Below are 15,440 nucleotides of genomic sequence, written 5' to 3' on the forward strand. Positions count from 1 at the left end.
CCGCGCCGCGCGCCGCCGGTCCGCGGCACGGCCCTCCCCGGGTCACCGCGCACGGCTCCCGGAAACGCCTCCCGGGGCATCGGCTGCCCGGGCCGCGCGGGGCCATCGTGGGACCGCCCGGACCACCATCCCGGGGCAGCGGTACCCGGGCACCCGAAATCCACGACTCCGGTGTGAGAGATGCCCGGGATGTGGCACTCGTCCCCGGGACGCCGAGCGGCGTCCTCACGCGACCACCCGCCGGGCCCCGACCCGACCCGGCGAGACCGAAGGAGTTGATGTCGCATGCGCCGGTACCCCCTCGCTCCGCTGGGCGCGGCAGCGGTCCTGCTGGGCCTCTGCGCGCCCGCCGCCCCGGCGGCGACCCCCGACCCGCAACAGGACCGGACCTTCCTGGCGCAGTCCCATCAGGGCAACCTGGCCGAGATCGCCGCCGGCAAGGACGCCGGACGGCACGCCACGACGGCCTGTGTGAAGGAGGTCGGGCGGACCCTGGTGCGCGACCACACCAAGCTGGACGCCGCCGTCCGCAAGGTGGCGCGGGAGACGAGCACCCGGCTGCCCGGCACGCCCTCGGCGGCCCAGCGGAAACAGCTGGAGGCGGTACGGGCCAAGGCCGGCGGCCCGGCCTACGACACGGCCTGGCTGAAGGCCCAGGAGAAGGCGCACCGCCAGACGCTGGCCCTCATCGACCAGGAACTCCGGCAGGGGAAGAACAGCGCCGCGACGGCGGCCGCCCGCTCGGCCCGCCCCGTCGTGGCCATGCATCTGGACATGGTCGAGGGCGGCGTCTGCCAGGCACATCCCCACCCCCGTCCCAGCGGTCACCAGAGTTGACACCGGGAGCGGCCGCCGCCTGACAGGACATCCGGACGAGCCGTGCCCGGCACGAGACCGGCGGCACGGCTCCTCCCGCGCCCGGGGCACCCGGGGGCGCCCCGGGCTCCGGCCGCGCCGGCGGAGCCCCGGTCGGCGCGGCCGAGCTGCGCCCCGGCCGGTCCTCAGCCGCGGCCGGCCAGCTCCTGGAGGCGCTGGGCGAGCCGGCGGTCGGGAGGGCCGACGATGCCGCCGTGGTCGTCCTCGGTCATCCGCGCGAACTCCGCCTCCAGGCCGCCGGTGGGCACCGGGGTACGCGTCCGGGTGCGCGCCCGGTAGGCGGTGAAGTTCTCCAGCACCGCGATGAAGCCCTCCGGCAGGGTGTCGTCCTGGTCCTCCTCCAGGAGGCCGGCCACCTGGTCGCGCCACAGCGCCGCCTCGCTGGTCTCGCCGCAGCTGAGGTGGTGCAGGTGCAGGCAGTAGGCGGCGCCCAGATGTCCGGCACCGGCGGCCAGCTGCCACCAGAATCTGGCGCTGTCGGGGTGGTGCGCCAGATACAGGGAGCAGGCGAAGACATGGAAGCCGTCGATGTCGAGCGGGTCGGTCCAGCCGGTGAACCGGGCGGGGGACTCACCGGGAACCTGGAGGGTCTCGGTCAGGTCCATCACATGCGCGGCCGCACCCGCCTGGCTCAGCCCCCAGCCGGCCATCACCTCCAGCTTGCGGCGGGCCGGGGCGGTGCGGCACTCGCCGCCCGCCGGCCGGACGTACCCGGCGTCCACGGCCAGCCGTCGCAGGCCGGCCGCCACGTCGAAGGGGCGCCGGGGCTCGCGCACGGCCGCCTCGGCCAGCAGTTTCTCCCAGATGCTCACTGGTCCGTCCCCTTCTCCTTCTTCGCCTTCCTGAGCAGCATGGCCCGGCGGAGCCTGGGCTCCAGCCGCTCGCGCGCCCTGCGGCAGTGGTAGTCCACGGTGCTGGCCGTGACCCCCAGGTACCAACCGATGCGCTGGGCGTCGTAGTTGCCGATGTACCGCAGGACCAGGACGTCGAACTGGCGGGGCGCCAGGCGCCCCAGGGCCTGGTAGAGCCCGAGGCCGTCGTCCATGGCGGCCATCTGCTCGCGCAGGCCCACCAGGGCCTGGGCGATCACCGTGCGGCGTACGATCATCCACACCTGCTGTTCCAGATCGCTCTCCGCCAGCAGGGTCGGCCAGTGCCGCAGGATCTCCAGGAACGCCCGGTGCACGGCTTCCTCCGCGGCGTCGTTCGTGCCGAGGACGGCCAGGGCGAACTCGTGGAACGCCTCCTGGTGGGTGATGTAGTACGCCTCGAAATCCAGCGGGAGCGGCAGTGGTGCCTCGGTCACGGGACTGCGACCGTCCTCCCCGCCGACGACTTCTTCGAACATCGGACCTCTTCGTTGCGGGCTCGGTGGCGCCGGGTGCGAGGTGCTCCCGGCGCGCCCTACTCAATCGGCCCAGCCCGCCGAACACGCATGCGCGCACCGGCAGATCTCACGCACAGGTGTGAAGACGTTGCGAAGGGTGAAAATGAGTGGCCCCTGAAACGCCGCCTGACCGGGGTGTACGGCTGACTCTTCGTGTCATGTCTGCGGCGAAGGGTGACGGTGCAGTGACGAACACCACACCGCACGGGGCGGGTTCGGCCTGCCACGATCGAGTGAAGCCCGCGGAAACCGCCCCCGCGCGGCGCCGTGCGGGCGTGCTGTGCGGGCTGTGCCGTACGAACGCGGGCCGGGAGGGGCGGTCAGCGGGGGAGGCGCAGGGGGCGTCTGGCGGTGGCGAGGAGTTCTTCGACGGTGGCCAGCTTGACCCGGGGGCGGCCGTCGCGGCGGCCTCGGTCGGTCTCGGCGCGGTCGATCGCCGCCATCCCCCGCGCGTCCACCACCTGGCGGTTGCGCCGGCGCACCAGGCGGTGGAAGTGCTTCGCGGTGCCGGTGGGTGGTGGCAGCGTACCGGCCACCGCGTCGGCGAGCAGGGTGCCGACCGTCTCGGCGGCGCAGGTGCGATTGGCGCCGATGCCGCCGGACGGGCCGCGCTTGATCCAGCCGACGACATAGGTGCCCGGCATCCCGGCCACCCGGCCGCCCAGGTGCGGTACGGTTCCGGGCCGTTCGTCGAAGGGCAGGCCGGCGACCGGCTCGCCCCGGTAACCGGCGGCGCGTATCAGCAGGCCGGCCGGGATGTCGCGGACGCCGCCGGCCGCGTGGTCGCCGTCGCCGGCCACCACCGCCCGCACGGCCCGCTCGCCCAGCACCCGGACCGGGGCCGAGTGGAAGCGGAGGACGATCCGCCGTCCCTCGCCCGGCGGGCGCGACCAGTCCACCCGCTCCCGGGCGACATCCCGGAGGGCGGCCGCCTTCGAGCCGGGCGCCGCGCCGTCGACGGCGGCCCCGATCCGCTCGTCGTGGTCGTCCACCACCAGGTCCACACCGGTCAGATGACGCAGGGCCAGCACCTCCGGGCGGGTGTAGGCGGCGTCCTCGGGGCCGCGCCGGCCGAGCACCACCACCTCGCGGACGGCACCGGCCCGCAGCCGGGCGAGGGCATGGTCGGCGATGTCGGTGGCGGCCAGCGCGGCCGGGTCCGCGACCAGGACACGGGCCACGTCGAGGGCGACATTGCCGTTGCCGACCACGACCACCCGCTCGGCCGAGAGGTCCACCGCGTCCGGGGCGACCTCCGGATGGGCGTTGTACCAGGCGACCAGCGAGGTCGCGGACACCACACCGGGCAGCTCCTCGCCGGGGACGCCGAGCCGCCGGTCGGAGGAGGCCCCCACCGCGTACACCACGGCGTCGTGGTGGGCGGCCAGCTCCCCGGCCGTCACGTCCCGCCCGACCTCCAGGCCGAGGTACATCCGCACCCGGGGGTGGTGGAGGAGGCGGGCGAAGGTGTCACCCGCCTTCTTCGTGGCCGGGTGGTCGGGGGCCACCCCGTACCGCAGCAGCCCGCCGGCCGCCGGCAGCCGGTCGATCAGCGTCACCTCGGCGTTGGTGTGCAGCAGCAGGTCCTCCACCGTGTACATCCCGGCCGGGCCGGTGCCGACGACCGCCACCCGGATCGGCGCGAAGTCCGCCGGCAGTGTGCGCTCGAACGCCGGACCGCCCCAGGTGTGGAAGTTGGGGCCGGTCCGCCCGGCGGCCGGGTCCGGCTCCGGAGTGCCCGCGAAGTAGGCGGCGTTGATTTCCGCGTACTCCAGCAACTCCGGTCGCTGAGACGCGAGATCGTCCACCGCGTGGATCGCGTCCACCGGGCAGGCGTCCGCGCAGGCACCGCAGTCGATGCACGCCCGGGGGTCGATGTACAGCATCTCGGTGGAGCCGAAGGCCCGCTCCTCCGGCGTGGGATGGATGCAGTTGACCGGGCACACCGCCACACAGGCGGCGTCGTTGCAGCAGGTCTGGGTGATCGCGAAGGTCATCTACCGGGTCCCGGTTCGGTTCAGTGGCTGGGAAGGGACGGTTCGGGCCGGGGGCCGGCTCAGATCAGATGGGCGCGCCGGTAGAACACGACCGCGGGGCGGGTGAGCAGACCCACCGAGGCCAGGAAGTTCATCAGCCCGGCGCAGCTGGACCGCATCATCGCCTTGTGGTGCTCATTGGCGCGGGCCTCCGCGAGCGCGCGCTCGCCGTCGAGCCCGGCGTTGGCGTAGACGTTCCGGTTCACCATGCTGCTGACGATGACGTACGAGGCCACCGCGACCACGAAGGCGTTGAGCTGGCGGCGTGCCCAGCCGGCACCCGCCAGCCGCTTGCGGGTCTCGTCCCGGGCGAACTTCATGTGCCGGGACTCCTCCACGACATGGATGTTGTTGATGGTGCGGACGAAGGGCACCACCCGCTCGTCGCGCATCCAGTCGCGCTGCATGACGTCGAGGACCTCCTCGGCGACCAGGATCGCCGCGTACGCGGCCTCACCGACCGCCAGGGTCTTGAAGGCGCGGCCCAGTTCGAGCACCACCCGGCGCGGGCGGTACGCGGGGGCGCCGAGCTTCTTCGCGCCGCGCGCGAACATGATGGAGTGCCGGCACTCCTCGGCTATCTCGGTCAGCGCCCACTGGAAGTCCGGGCCGGTCGGGTCCTTGGCGTAGATGTCGCGGAGCACCATCTGCTGGAGGATCATCTCGAACCAGATGCCGGTGCTCGCCACGGACGCGGCTTCGTGCCGGGTCAGCTCCTTGCGCTGCTCCTCCGTCAGCTCCTGCCAGTACGCCGTGCCGTAGAGGGTGCTCCACTCCGGGCTGGCGCCGTGGAAGTCCTTGTCGAGCGGGGTGTCCCAGTCGACCTCCACGGCCGGGTCGTACGAGAGCGTCGCGGACGAGTCCAGCAACCGGCGGGTGATGCCCTGGTCCTGGTCCTCCCGGGCGGCGCGGGTGTCCGGCCGGGTCGTACTGCCTGCCATCTGCGGCTCCTTCCCTGGTGTGCCGTTCCGCGGGAGCCGCTGCCGTCGAACGGGCCGAGAGCGGACCCCCACCGTTATTAGACGCACCGTATAGTAAGCCGCCGCCCGCGCCTACCCCTCAGTAGAAAATTTGTCAGCAAGGCGGCTCCAGGGGCCCGTCGGCCGCGCCCCGGCCGGTACGGAGACCAGTGGCTACCGGGCGGCGTCCGCCTGGAGCGGCACGGGCCCGGGGACGTCCCAGCCGACGGGCGCCCGCCAGTCCCGCCACCGCTCCCACCAGCACTCACCGCGCTCCAGGAGCCCCACGACCCGCTCGGCGGCCTCCCGTACGCCGCGCTCCTCCCCGGGGGTGAAGCCGCCCGCGCGCACCCGCTCCTCGAAGTGGTCGACGTCCTTCCACCGGTACGGGGCGCCGTCGCCGGGAATGACCAGATCGAGTTCATGGTCCAGGGTGTCGAAGCCGCGGTCCGTACGGCTGAACGGCGCCTGGAAGTTCACGTACCACTCCCGCAGGGTGCCGTTCTCCCACCGGCCCCACACCGCGTAGTTCTCGCCCGGCCGCTGCAACTGGAGGACGCCGCCGGACTGCCAGGTGTGCGCGAACCCGATCCAGGGGTGCGGGCCCCACCGGAAGTCTCCCCCGCCGAAGGTGAGCGGGGTGCCCCGCGCCAGATACACGGCGAGCTCCCGCTCGTCGTCGCCGGCCACCCGCACCGGATATACCAGCCACTCCCGGCCGTCCAGCATCTCCCGCCGGACGACGACCTGCCCCTGGTGAAAACGCGACTCCATGGGAGGCCAGCTTAAGACTGGGCCGTCCCCGGTGGCCGGCCGGGTGCCGAGGGCTGCGACCGCCGCCGGGTCGCCGTCCGGCGGCGGCCCGGCGGGGCCGGGGCCGCCGTGCGACGGGGGAGTGGCCGCCGGGTGTCCCGGGTCAGACCGGTACCACCAGGGCGGGATTCTCGGCGCGCCGGCCGGAACCGCCGGCGGGCACGGTGACGTCCCCGGGGACCCAGAAGGCCTCGGAGAGTTCGAGCGCGTGCGGTTCGAGGTCCGCGATGACCTCCTCGACGACATCGGTGAGCCCCAGGACCTGGTCGGCGGTGAGACGGCCCAGCGCCAGCAGGTCGCCGCTGTGGGCGGCCACCCGGCGCAGGGCGAACAGCGCGTGCAGGTCCCGCAGCCGCTGTCGTGCCTCCGGGGAGGCCACCTGCCCGGCCGCGTCCAGCAGGGCGTCGCCCGCCAGCCGGTGGGCGTGGGCGTCGACGAGCTCCAGGCCCGGCCCGACGGCGGCGTTCCACCGCTTCAGGGGCGAGCCGGCCCGGCCGGTGCGCAACCGGTTCCGGGCCCGCTGGTGCCAGATCCGCTCCACATCGGCCAGCAGATCCTGAAGGTGCCGGGGATCCCGCAGCGAACGGCCGGCCGGCGGTGTCCCGGTGACCTGCCCGGGGGTGAGACCCCCGAGGAGCATCTCGCCGGCCGCCTTGACCCAGATGACAAGGTTGTCACCCTCGGCCGTGATCGTGCCCTCGTTCGCGGCCAGTTGGCCGGTGATGCCGTGGGCCAGGGCGAGCCCCTGGGCGCCGCACCTCTCCCGGCACTCGGTCATGACCGCCCGGGCCCGCCAGGTGATCCACCCCTTGACCACGGCCGTCAGCCGCTCGCAGTCCTCGCGGTCGGCCTCCGTGGCCCCGGCCCACCGCCGCACGGCGGAACGGTGGACCAGCGTGGCCGCGTAGGTCGTGGCCAGCGCGTCGAGCAGGGGTGCGTGATGGCTGCGGTGAGCCATCAGGGGCACCCGGGCGCCCTTGGTCATCCCGGAGGTCCGGCGGGTGTGCGCATGCCGCACGGCGATGGACACCGCCTGGCGCATGCCCCCCAGGCTGTACGCGCTCATGCAGAGCTTGCCCATGGTCACCCGGCCGATGGAACGGAGGAAGCGTTTCCTGCTGTTGCCCAGCGAGCTGGTGAACCGGCCGTCCGGGGCGAGCCGGCCGTGCTCCCCCTGGAGCAGCGCGGAGTAGGGCAGGGCGACCCGGTGGAACCGGGTGGCGCAGTGGTCCACGGGAGCACCCGAGGTCTGGGGCAGGGGCCGCACCCCGACGCCCGGCAGATGCCGCCCCGCCCCGTCGCTGAGCGGGGTCAGAAAGAGGAAGACCCCCTTGTCGTCCCCGTCGACCAGCAGCCGGGCGGCGACCAGGGCGTCCTTGGCGCCGCCCAGCGAACTGGTGTTGGGCATGAACTTGCAGGCGCCGGCGGTGGGGGTGTGCAGGACGAAGCCGCCCGTCGCCCGGTCGAAGGTGGCGGTCGTCTCCAGCTGCGCGGCGTCGTTTCCGTGCGCCTGCTCGGTGCAGAGAAACGTCCCTGTCCGCTCCATCCGGTAGTAGGGGGACAGGTCACGTTCCGCGTGGTCGTGGTCAAGCAGGCTGCCGAGAAAGAGGTTGTAGTGGATGCTGGCGATCGTCGCCGCGCCGGGGTCGGCGACCCCCGCCCACTCGTGCAGGGCCGTCAGGGCCGGGGCGTCGACCGCCAGGGCCCCGGGACTGGCGATGTTCTCATTGAGCAACCGCAGCCGTTGGTAGGAGAGTTCGGCCCGCTCCCGGTGCGTCAGCCCCTCCCGGAAGGCGAAGGGAGCGGTGCTGAAGAGGCTTCGCCACGGCCGGTGGACGCGCTCGGCCTGAGCGCCGAAGAGAACGCCGGTGAGCGCGGCCAGTTGATCGGTTCCGGGGAGGGCTGAGTCCATCACGCAGGCAAAATAGCCCAGGCGCACATGCGCCACAGCATGACGATCGACACGATTGCGGAGCCGGGGACGGCGGTAGATACCCAGGTCGCGAGCGGTTGAAGCCTTGACTTGGGGCGGTACCCGGCCCGCCGGCCGCCCGGCCGTCCACTTCCGCCGTTCGCACCGGCCGTCCGCACCGGCCGTCCGCACCGGACTCCGGACCCCGGACCCCGGACCGAGGCTGCCACACCTTCGTTTTCCGGGCACCCGGAACGGCGGCCGGGCGCGGGGCGAATCTCTGTGCCCGTGCGGACGGCGCGCCCGGGTCAGATCACGGAACCGGTCCTGCTGGTACGGCCGTTCTCGATGTGGCCGATGAAACGCTGGGACCAGGCGGGGTCGTTGCTCACGGTGATGGTGAAGTCGTACCAGCCGTAGGCGTGGGTGAGCTGGTTGAAGTAGTCGTCGGTGGAGCGGCCGGCGGGCACCTGGTAAGTCCAGGTACCTGAACGGTAGTTGTTGGATGTCACGGTGAAGGTGGCCGTCTGGGTGGGGTGGTCGTTGGCGAGACCGAACCACAGGGCGGTCGCCCCCTCCCGGTCCGCGAAGTAGCTCCTGACCCGGGCGTACCGGCCGGTGCCGCCACTGGTGTCTCCGGTGAAGCGGCGCAGAAAGCGGTTGGGGCCGACCACGGTGAGGTCGTAACGGCCGTTCCCGTAGCCGCCGCCGATGTTGAAGAAGTCGCTGGTGGCGCCGTCCGGGCCGACCGTGTACTGCCAGGGCCCGCCACCCCGGTAGGCGTTGGCGTACGCGGCGAGATGGGCGGCGCCGGTCGCCTGCGGGCCCCGGTTCTCCAGGGCGATCCAGACCTTCTGGGTGCCCTTCGGATCGCTGCCCTCGTAGCGGTCGAGGTAGGCGTTGACCTGGTACGGCAGGGCGCAGGCTGCCTTGTTGCCGGGCTCCTGGGCGGGCCGCGACCCGCTGCCGGCGGGGGTGGTGGGCGCGGCGGTGGCGTCACAGGCCGCTCCGGTCATCACCGGCTGGCCCGCCGGGACCGCGCCCGGCAGCGCGGGCAGCGGCCCGTACACCGGGTTGGCGAAGTCGAAGGCGGACGTGAGGTCGCCGCAGACCGCGCGCCGCCAGGCGCTGATGTTCGGGCAGCGCACCCCGGTCCACTGCTCCAGGAAGCGCAGCACCGAGGTGTGGTCGAAGACCTGGGAGTTGACCCGGCCGCCCCGGGTCCAGGGCGAGGCGATGATCATCGGCACCCGGAAGCCCAGCCCGATGGGCGCGCCGGAGACGTACTCGGTGGCATCGGCGGTGTCGGCGGGGACGGGCGGCGGGACATGGTCGAAGAAGCCGTCGTTCTCGTCGTAGGTGAGAATGAAGACGGTGGAGTCCAGGACGGCCTGATCGGCCGCGAGGGCCTCCAGAACACGCTTGGTCACCGTGGCACCGACGCCGGGACTGGCGTTGGGATGCTCGGAGTTGGCGTAGTCGGTGACGATCCAGGAGACCCGGGGCAGCGTCCCGCCGGTCACATCGGCGCGCAGGGCCGCGATGATCGCGTCCGCGACATCGCCGCCGCTGTAGGGCACCCCGGCCACCCCCTGCCGCCAGAGCACCGGATCGCCCTTGCCGTCCTTGGCCGGGTCGGCGGTCATGAAGGGCGCGAAGTACTCCAGGGCGTTGTCGCCGTAGTTCTTGTCCGCGTCGCGGTCGTAGACCTGGTAGACCTTCCAGCTGATCCCGGCGGACCGGAGCTGCTCGGCGTACGTCACCCAGTTCTGTTCCTTGCGGCGGAAGTCGCCGCCGTTGTGGCTGACCCGGTTGGCTCCGGGCAGGCCGGCGCCGATCGAGCCGGACCAGAGGTAGTCGCGGTTGGGGCCGGTGCCGGTCAGGGACGAGCAGTGGTAGGCGTCGCAGATGGTGTAGGCGTCGGCGAGGGCGTAGTTGTAGGGGATGTCGGCCCGGGTCAGATGGCCCAGGGTCATACCGGTACTGCCCTTGGCCCGGTACCAGTTGTCCATCCGACCGCCGTTCCAGGCGCTGTGCTGGTCGGTCCAGCTGTGCCCGCCCCCGTCCACCTTGCACTGGGCGCTCTTCCAGCCGCCGCTGCCGGCGCTGAGCCGCCAGGGGTAGAGCCAGCCGCTGCCCCTGGGCTGCTGGAAGACCGTCCGGCCGGACAGCCCCGAGGTAGTCCCGGGCACATCGACGACGGCGTGGTCACCGAAGCCGCGCACGCCCTTGAGCGCGCCGAAGTAGTGGTCGAAACTGCGGTTCTCCTGCATCAGGATCACCACATGCCGGACCGGGGCGAGCCGGGGATCCGGGGCGGCTTCCCCGGCCAGCGGCTCCAGCGGCGGGTGCTCCTCAGGACCGGCCGTCCGGGGTCCGACCACGGCGGCCGCCGCCACGGCGGTGGCGGAGGCCAGGAACGCCCGGCGTGCCAGCTGGTTGCCCCGTCCGCCGGCCCGGGCCTTCCCCGGGCCGTGCGCCGAGTCGCTCGCCGGGCCGGGCGCCGGGTGGTGCGCGGGCCCTTGCGCCGGGCGGGGTGCCGGATGGGGCGTCGGGCCGTGGGTCGAGTCATCCATCGCGAGGTCGCTTCCTGTTCGGGCCGGCCGGGCGGCGGGCCGGCGTGAGCGGGCGGGCCGAACGATTAGCCCGCCGGGTGGCCGGCGGGCCGACCGGGCGGAAACCGGTGGCGAACACCTTCCGCCGGAATGGGGGAGAGCGGGTTCAGGTGTGCGGACGGCTGAGCGACACGGTGGGAAAAGCGCTTTCCGCGCTCAACACGGGTCAGAAGGTGGCAGCCGCGACGGACCGCGTCAAGCCCCCGGGCACGGTGCTCCGGCGGCACGGCTTCGCCGGGCCCGTCCGGGCCGCGAGGCGCCGCGCACGGCGGCGTACGACCCCCCGGGCCAGGGAGTCGCCGTGGTCCGGGGCGGCGCCGATCCGGGGCGGCGCCGGCCACCCCCCGGCAGAACCACCCGTCCGCCGTGCCGCCGTGCTGGCGTGCCTCCGTGGTCCAGGCCGGGGCCCCGGCCCCCGGGCGCGAGCGCCGGCCTGACCGGGATTCCTGGGCCCGGGTGTACCGGCCGCCCGGCCGCCGTGCCGCGCTCGGCGCGTGGGCGAGCCGCGGAGCGCGCTCCGGGAACAGCGAGCGGCCGGCGGAGCCTCGGCGAGCACTGCCGTACGGCCCGGCTCCTCTGAGCGCGCCGGGCGGGCCAGGAGCCGTGTCCGCGAAGGCCGGCCTCCACGACGGGGCGTCCCCCGCCGGTGGCCGCCTGGGTGACGGTCCTGACGGCGTCCCCGGCCCGGGCGCGAGGGCCGGCCCGGCCGGGACTCCGGGCCCGTGGCGTACCGGCCGGAAGTTTTCGTTATCCGGGTCGCGCCCGGCGGTCTCCCAGGGCAAGGGGCGAACGCCGTCCCCCGGCAGAGCGCCGGACACCTCGCTCCGGGACCCCCACGCGGGGTGCGGTGGCCTCCCCACCGCACCTCGCCCCCGGGACGGGTGTCCGCGCTCGCCGGCCGAGCAGGGAAGAACCGCCATGAAGCCTCGTACCCCCCGGAACCATCCCCGTCTCCCCGCCGTCTCCCGCGAGTCCGGCGAGTTCAGGCCGGCGACGGCCGTGCGCCGGCCGCGCGCCGGGCGCCGCGGCACGGCATCGCTGCTCGCCGTCGCGGCGCTGGTGCTCTCGGCCGTCTGGCCCGGCACCGCGTCGGCGGCCCCCACGGCGCCGGGGCCGGCCGATCAGCCGGAGACGCTGGTCGACCGGCACGCCGTCGTCCTCGTCAACTTCCGCAATCTCTCGCTGGACGATGCCGGACTCGCCCATGAGCGGGCCGCGCGGAACTTCTTCGGCGCGACCGACTCCCTCGCCTCCTACTACGCGCGGAACTCGGGGGGCCGGATGTCCGTGGTGCCCGCCCGGGGCGACGGGGTCTTCGGACCCTTCACACTCGACATGGACGACACCGCCGCCTGCGACACCGGCAGGATGGCCGAGCTCGCGCGCGAGGCGATGGCCGGGGTCGCGTACGACCACATCTCCCTCGTCCTCACGTCGCGTTACTGCGGGAACTGGTGGGGTCTGGCGCACCAGCCCGGCAAGGTGAGCTGGTTCCACGAGGGCGCCGTCGACGACAAGGCCGCCATTTACCACGAGATCGGCCACAACCTCGGCTTCGCCCACCAGCCGCGCCAGAAGTGCGCACCGGGCAGTTACACCTCGTGCGAGGACGACGACTACAGCAAGCGCACGCCCATGGGCGCCGGCGGTGACAAGAAGGGGCTCTCCGCGCCCGAACTGCTCTCCCGGCACTGGCTGACCGCGCGGCGGACCGCCACCCCGGACTCGGCCGGCACCGTCCGCCTCCGCCCGCTGCACGCCTCCGGCGACGGCGGGACCCGGGCGCTGGACCTGCCGCTGGGCACGGGCGGCGACCGCGTCGTGGTGGAGTACCGCACCCCGGATCCGGCGACCCCGGACGCCGGCATCGCCCGGGGTGTGAATGTCTACCGGGTCCCCGGCGGCCAGTACAACAAGGCCACCCTGATCAGTAACGTCGGGCACGACGCCGACACCCCCACCGGCTCGTTCGGCGGCACCTTCACCGACACCTCCGCCGGACTCTCCCTCAGTGTCGTCACGGCGGACGCCGAAGGGGCCGAGGTGCGTGTCGGGACGGGCACCGGCGCCGGTCCGGCGACGTCCTCCGCCGGTCCCGCGCCCACCACCGCACGCCCCACCGCCGCGGCCCCGGCGGCCCCGTCCCCGGCCCCGACGGCTCGGGCCTCGGCCGGGAGCGCCCCGGGCGCCGATGAGCACGCCGCCATCGGCACCACCGCGCCCGGCCCGGGCGGTGCCCCGGACGGTTCCGCCCCCACGGCGGCCCGGACGGCGGCCGCCGATGACGACCTGGCCTCCACCGGGGCGGCGGTCGCCGGGCCCGCCCTGGCCGGTCTCGCCCTGGTCGTCGCGGGCGGTGTGACGGTCTTCGTCCTGCGCCGCCGCCGGCCCGCACGCCACGGGCGCTGACCTCGCCCCCGCCGTGAGCCGCCGCGGCCCGGGGGCGAGGGGCACGCCCCCGGGCCGCGGCGGCGGCGGCTCAGGCCGCCCGGTCCGACTGGTCCGGCACCACACTGCCGTCGGGCCGGTGCAGCGGGCCGAAGCCGCCGCCGGGCTTGTTGTAGGCGGCGGTGGAGCACGGGTACGGGGTCTGCTTGCGCGGCAGCGGATCGATGAACATCGGGTTCACCAGCCAGCGCCCGTCCGCGTTCTCGTAGGCGCGGCACGTGACCTCGTTCTTGTTCCGGTTGAGCACCAGGTGTGCGCCGGTCGCGTCGCCGACGAAGGTCACATCGGTGTCGGCGTCGCCACCGCCGATGGCGATGCGGTGCCCGGCGTCCTGCCGCTGCCAGGCGGCGCGGCCCTTGATCCCGTAGATCTCCTGGTTGATCCAGCAGCGCTTGCCGTCGATGTACGGGATGGCGCCGCCCCGGGTCACACCGGTGCCGCCGCAGCCCCGGGTCCAGGTGGTGATGCGGCCGTGGCGGTCGAGGACGGAACGGATGGCGACGGTGTGCTTCCGGTCGATACCCAGGCCGCGCGACCACACCTCGGCCACCGGCTCCGACCCGGCGGACACCACGTACACGTCGAAGCCGGCCCGCTGGAGGGTGCGGACGAGGTCGCGCTGCTGCTCGTAGTAGCGGACATAGCCGGGCACGGTGTGTGTGCCGACCCGCTGGGTGGCGCCCACCGGTGCGGCGAGCGCCTCGGCGCGGGCCTTCGTCGCGTACGACTCCAGCTCCCGCACGGTGTGTCCGGCGAACAGCTGCGGCACCCAGGCGTACTGCGGGACGGTCCGCCGGTGGTCCCAGCGGCCCGCGAAGGCGGCGGCGCCGCTCATCGTCCTGCCGTCCTCGCGGATCTCGTAGATCTCGTCGGCACACCGGGTGTTGGTGGCGGTCGGCAGTGGGCGCCCGACGGGTACCCGGGTGCCGCACGCCGCGGTGAGGGCCCGGTCGGCGGCGTCCGTCATCCAGGCGCTGGTGTGCTTCCAGCTGGCGGGCCGCAGTATCTTGTCGTGGCGCAGCGCCCAGGCGATGGTGGCGTCGGTGACATCGTTCTTGGTGAGGGTGTTGTCCCAGTCGAAGGCGGCGACGGGCCGCTGTCCACGGTGCGCCGCCGCTGCCCCGGAGCAGGTGCCCCGCTCGTCGATGACGCGCTGGAGCCGGGCGCGGTTCTCCCCGTACCAGGGCAGCTCGGTCGACAACTGGGGGCAGGCGCGCGGCGCCGGACGCGGTTCGGCGGACGCCGCGGCCGCGGGGGTGGCGGCCAGGGCGGCGACGGCACCGGCGGCGAGCAGGGCCGCGAGGACTCGGCGCGGTGATCGCGAGGGAGCGGTGTGCAAGGAAACCTCCGCGAGACGGCGGGTGCTGGTGAGGTGCCGGGCAGCGTACGCCCGACCGGCTGCACGGTACACGCATGGTCCGCCGCCCCGTCCCGGCGCCCGCCCCGGGCGCGCCGTACGGGCCGCCGTGCTCAGCCGGCGGCGGCAACCGACAGGAGTCAGCCGGCGCGGCTCAGCTCCGCCGCGCCGAAGGACACGTCGAAGCGGTCGCACCAGATGGCGACGCTGGTGTAGTCGGCCGGGTCGACCCCCGCCGGCAGGGCGTAGTTCTGGTCGCCCTTGTTCCCCTTGAGCTCGCCGAGGCTCAGATGCCTGCCGTCGTCGAAGACCCGCCAGCCGCCCACCCCTTCCTTGACCGGTGCGTCCGTGAGCCACACCCGCAGGTCAGGACCGTTGCTGGTGGCGAGGCCCTCCAGCCGCAGGACGTGCGAGCCGTCCCCGAGGCGGAGGATCCGCGCCGTGCCGGTGGTGCTGTGCTCATGGCTGATGAACTCGCCCCGGCTGAGGGTCCTGGGCCGGCCGGTGTCGCCGCCACCGGCCGGCGCCGCCGCGGGCAGCGCCTCGTGGACGCTGTCGTCCTGCCACAACTTCCACGGCTGGAACCAGAACAGCCCACCGAGCCCCGCGAGGACGAGTGCCGCCACCACTCCCACTGTCGGCCCGCGCCGCTTCTTCGCCCCAGCCGCCACCCTCGTACCTCCCGCTCACCGATCCGTTCCGCGCCATCCAACCCGTTCGGGGCGCGGAAGACCATCCGGGGACGCGGCGGACCGCCCGGCGCGAGGAGGGGGGAGGGGCCGGGTGCGGATCAGTGGAGGAGGCGGTCGAAGAAGGTGCCGACGGCTCGCAGTACGCCGACGGCGCCGATGACGGCGTTCGCGAGGAAGTCCGCGAACTCCACCGGCCGGGTGACGAGCAGATAGAGCACGATGACGAGCACGGCCCAGAAGGCCAGGCTTCTGCCGCGGAGGAACATGGGTCACGCTCCCGGGCCGGTGCCACAGCCGGCGGGTGAGCCGGTGCGGACAGGGAAAGGGGACGGGGGTGGTGTCCCG

The 15,440-nt window shown here is 73.9% G+C and carries 12 protein-coding genes; 2 read left to right on the forward strand and 10 right to left on the reverse strand.

Annotated elements, in window-relative coordinates:
- Positions 1-285: 285 nt before the first annotated feature.
- Positions 286-837, forward strand: coding sequence for a DUF4142 domain-containing protein (locus NX801_RS08795; RefSeq protein ID WP_258786644.1), 552 nt, complete (start codon positions 286-288; stop codon positions 835-837).
- A gap of 164 nt (positions 838-1,001) precedes the next feature.
- Here NX801_RS08795 and NX801_RS08800 read toward each other — a convergent pair whose 3' ends face one another.
- From NX801_RS08800 to NX801_RS08830, 7 genes are all read right to left on the reverse strand, one after another.
- Entirely contained in the window at positions 1,002-1,688 is a 687-nt protein-coding gene (locus tag NX801_RS08800; RefSeq protein ID WP_258786646.1) for a hypothetical protein, read from the reverse strand.
- On the reverse strand, positions 1,685-2,182 hold the full coding sequence (locus NX801_RS08805) for an RNA polymerase sigma factor (RefSeq protein WP_309505807.1): 498 nt from the start codon (positions 2,180-2,182) through the stop codon (positions 1,685-1,687). Before NX801_RS08805 ends, NX801_RS08800 begins: the two co-directional genes overlap by 4 nt.
- A gap of 401 nt (positions 2,183-2,583) precedes the next feature.
- Positions 2,584-4,260, reverse strand: coding sequence for an FAD-dependent oxidoreductase (locus NX801_RS08810; protein WP_258786648.1), 1,677 nt, complete (start codon positions 4,258-4,260; stop codon positions 2,584-2,586).
- Between the two features lie 59 nt (positions 4,261-4,319).
- Positions 4,320-5,240, reverse strand: a complete 921-nt coding sequence (locus NX801_RS08815) for an AurF N-oxygenase family protein (protein ID WP_258786649.1) — start codon at positions 5,238-5,240, stop codon at positions 4,320-4,322.
- A 192-nt stretch (positions 5,241-5,432) separates the two neighbouring features.
- Positions 5,433-6,032, reverse strand: a complete 600-nt coding sequence (locus NX801_RS08820) for a ribonuclease FAU-1 family protein (protein ID WP_258786651.1) — start codon at positions 6,030-6,032, stop codon at positions 5,433-5,435.
- A 142-nt stretch (positions 6,033-6,174) separates the two neighbouring features.
- Positions 6,175-7,983 carry an acyl-CoA dehydrogenase family protein gene (locus NX801_RS08825; protein WP_258786741.1) on the reverse strand — a complete coding sequence of 603 codons (1,809 nt, stop codon included), beginning with the start codon at positions 7,981-7,983 and terminating at the stop codon, positions 6,175-6,177.
- 308 nt (positions 7,984-8,291) lie between these two features.
- Positions 8,292-10,559 (reverse strand): phosphocholine-specific phospholipase C, encoded by a 2,268-nt coding sequence (locus NX801_RS08830; RefSeq protein ID WP_258786652.1) that lies wholly within the window; start codon positions 10,557-10,559, stop codon positions 8,292-8,294.
- 957 nt (positions 10,560-11,516) lie between these two features.
- Here NX801_RS08830 and NX801_RS08835 point away from each other — a divergent pair.
- Positions 11,517-13,007, forward strand: coding sequence for a hypothetical protein (locus tag NX801_RS08835; protein ID WP_258786653.1), 1,491 nt, complete (start codon positions 11,517-11,519; stop codon positions 13,005-13,007).
- A 70-nt stretch (positions 13,008-13,077) separates the two neighbouring features.
- Here the strand turns inward: NX801_RS08835 and NX801_RS08840 are convergent, their stop codons facing one another.
- The 3 genes from NX801_RS08840 to NX801_RS08850 form a co-directional block, all read right to left on the reverse strand.
- Positions 13,078-14,313: an HAD family hydrolase gene (locus tag NX801_RS08840; protein ID WP_258786742.1), complete on the reverse strand. Its 1,236-nt coding sequence runs from the start codon at positions 14,311-14,313 to the stop codon at positions 13,078-13,080.
- Positions 14,314-14,543: 230 nt separating this feature from the next.
- Entirely contained in the window at positions 14,544-15,032 is a 489-nt protein-coding gene (locus NX801_RS08845) for a DM13 domain-containing protein (RefSeq protein WP_258786743.1), read from the reverse strand.
- A 161-nt stretch (positions 15,033-15,193) separates the two neighbouring features.
- Positions 15,194-15,361 carry a hypothetical protein gene (locus NX801_RS08850; RefSeq protein ID WP_258786655.1) on the reverse strand — a complete coding sequence of 56 codons (168 nt, stop codon included), beginning with the start codon at positions 15,359-15,361 and terminating at the stop codon, positions 15,194-15,196.
- Between the last annotated feature and the right edge of the window lie 79 nt (positions 15,362-15,440).

Source organism: Streptomyces pyxinae (assembly GCF_024756275.1).
In the GTDB taxonomy this organism is placed as follows: domain Bacteria; phylum Actinomycetota; class Actinomycetes; order Streptomycetales; family Streptomycetaceae; genus Streptomyces; species Streptomyces pyxinae.

Bases quoted from the DNA above. Each gene is read 5' to 3' on its own strand.
- NX801_RS08795 (WP_258786644.1), top strand. From the start codon at position 286: ATGCGCCGGTACCCCCTCGCTCCGCTGGGCGCGGCAGCGGTCCTGCTG.
- NX801_RS08810 (WP_258786648.1), bottom strand. From the start codon at position 4,260: ATGACCTTCGCGATCACCCAGACCTGCTGCAACGACGCCGCCTGTGTG.
- NX801_RS08815 (WP_258786649.1), bottom strand. From the start codon at position 5,240: ATGGCAGGCAGTACGACCCGGCCGGACACCCGCGCCGCCCGGGAGGAC.
- NX801_RS08820 (WP_258786651.1), bottom strand. From the start codon at position 6,032: ATGGAGTCGCGTTTTCACCAGGGGCAGGTCGTCGTCCGGCGGGAGATG.
- NX801_RS08825 (WP_258786741.1), bottom strand. From the start codon at position 7,983: ATGGACTCAGCCCTCCCCGGAACCGATCAACTGGCCGCGCTCACCGGC.
- NX801_RS08830 (WP_258786652.1), bottom strand. From the start codon at position 10,559: ATGGATGACTCGACCCACGGCCCGACGCCCCATCCGGCACCCCGCCCG.
- NX801_RS08835 (WP_258786653.1), top strand. From the start codon at position 11,517: ATGAAGCCTCGTACCCCCCGGAACCATCCCCGTCTCCCCGCCGTCTCC.
- NX801_RS08850 (WP_258786655.1), bottom strand. From the start codon at position 15,361: ATGTTCCTCCGCGGCAGAAGCCTGGCCTTCTGGGCCGTGCTCGTCATC.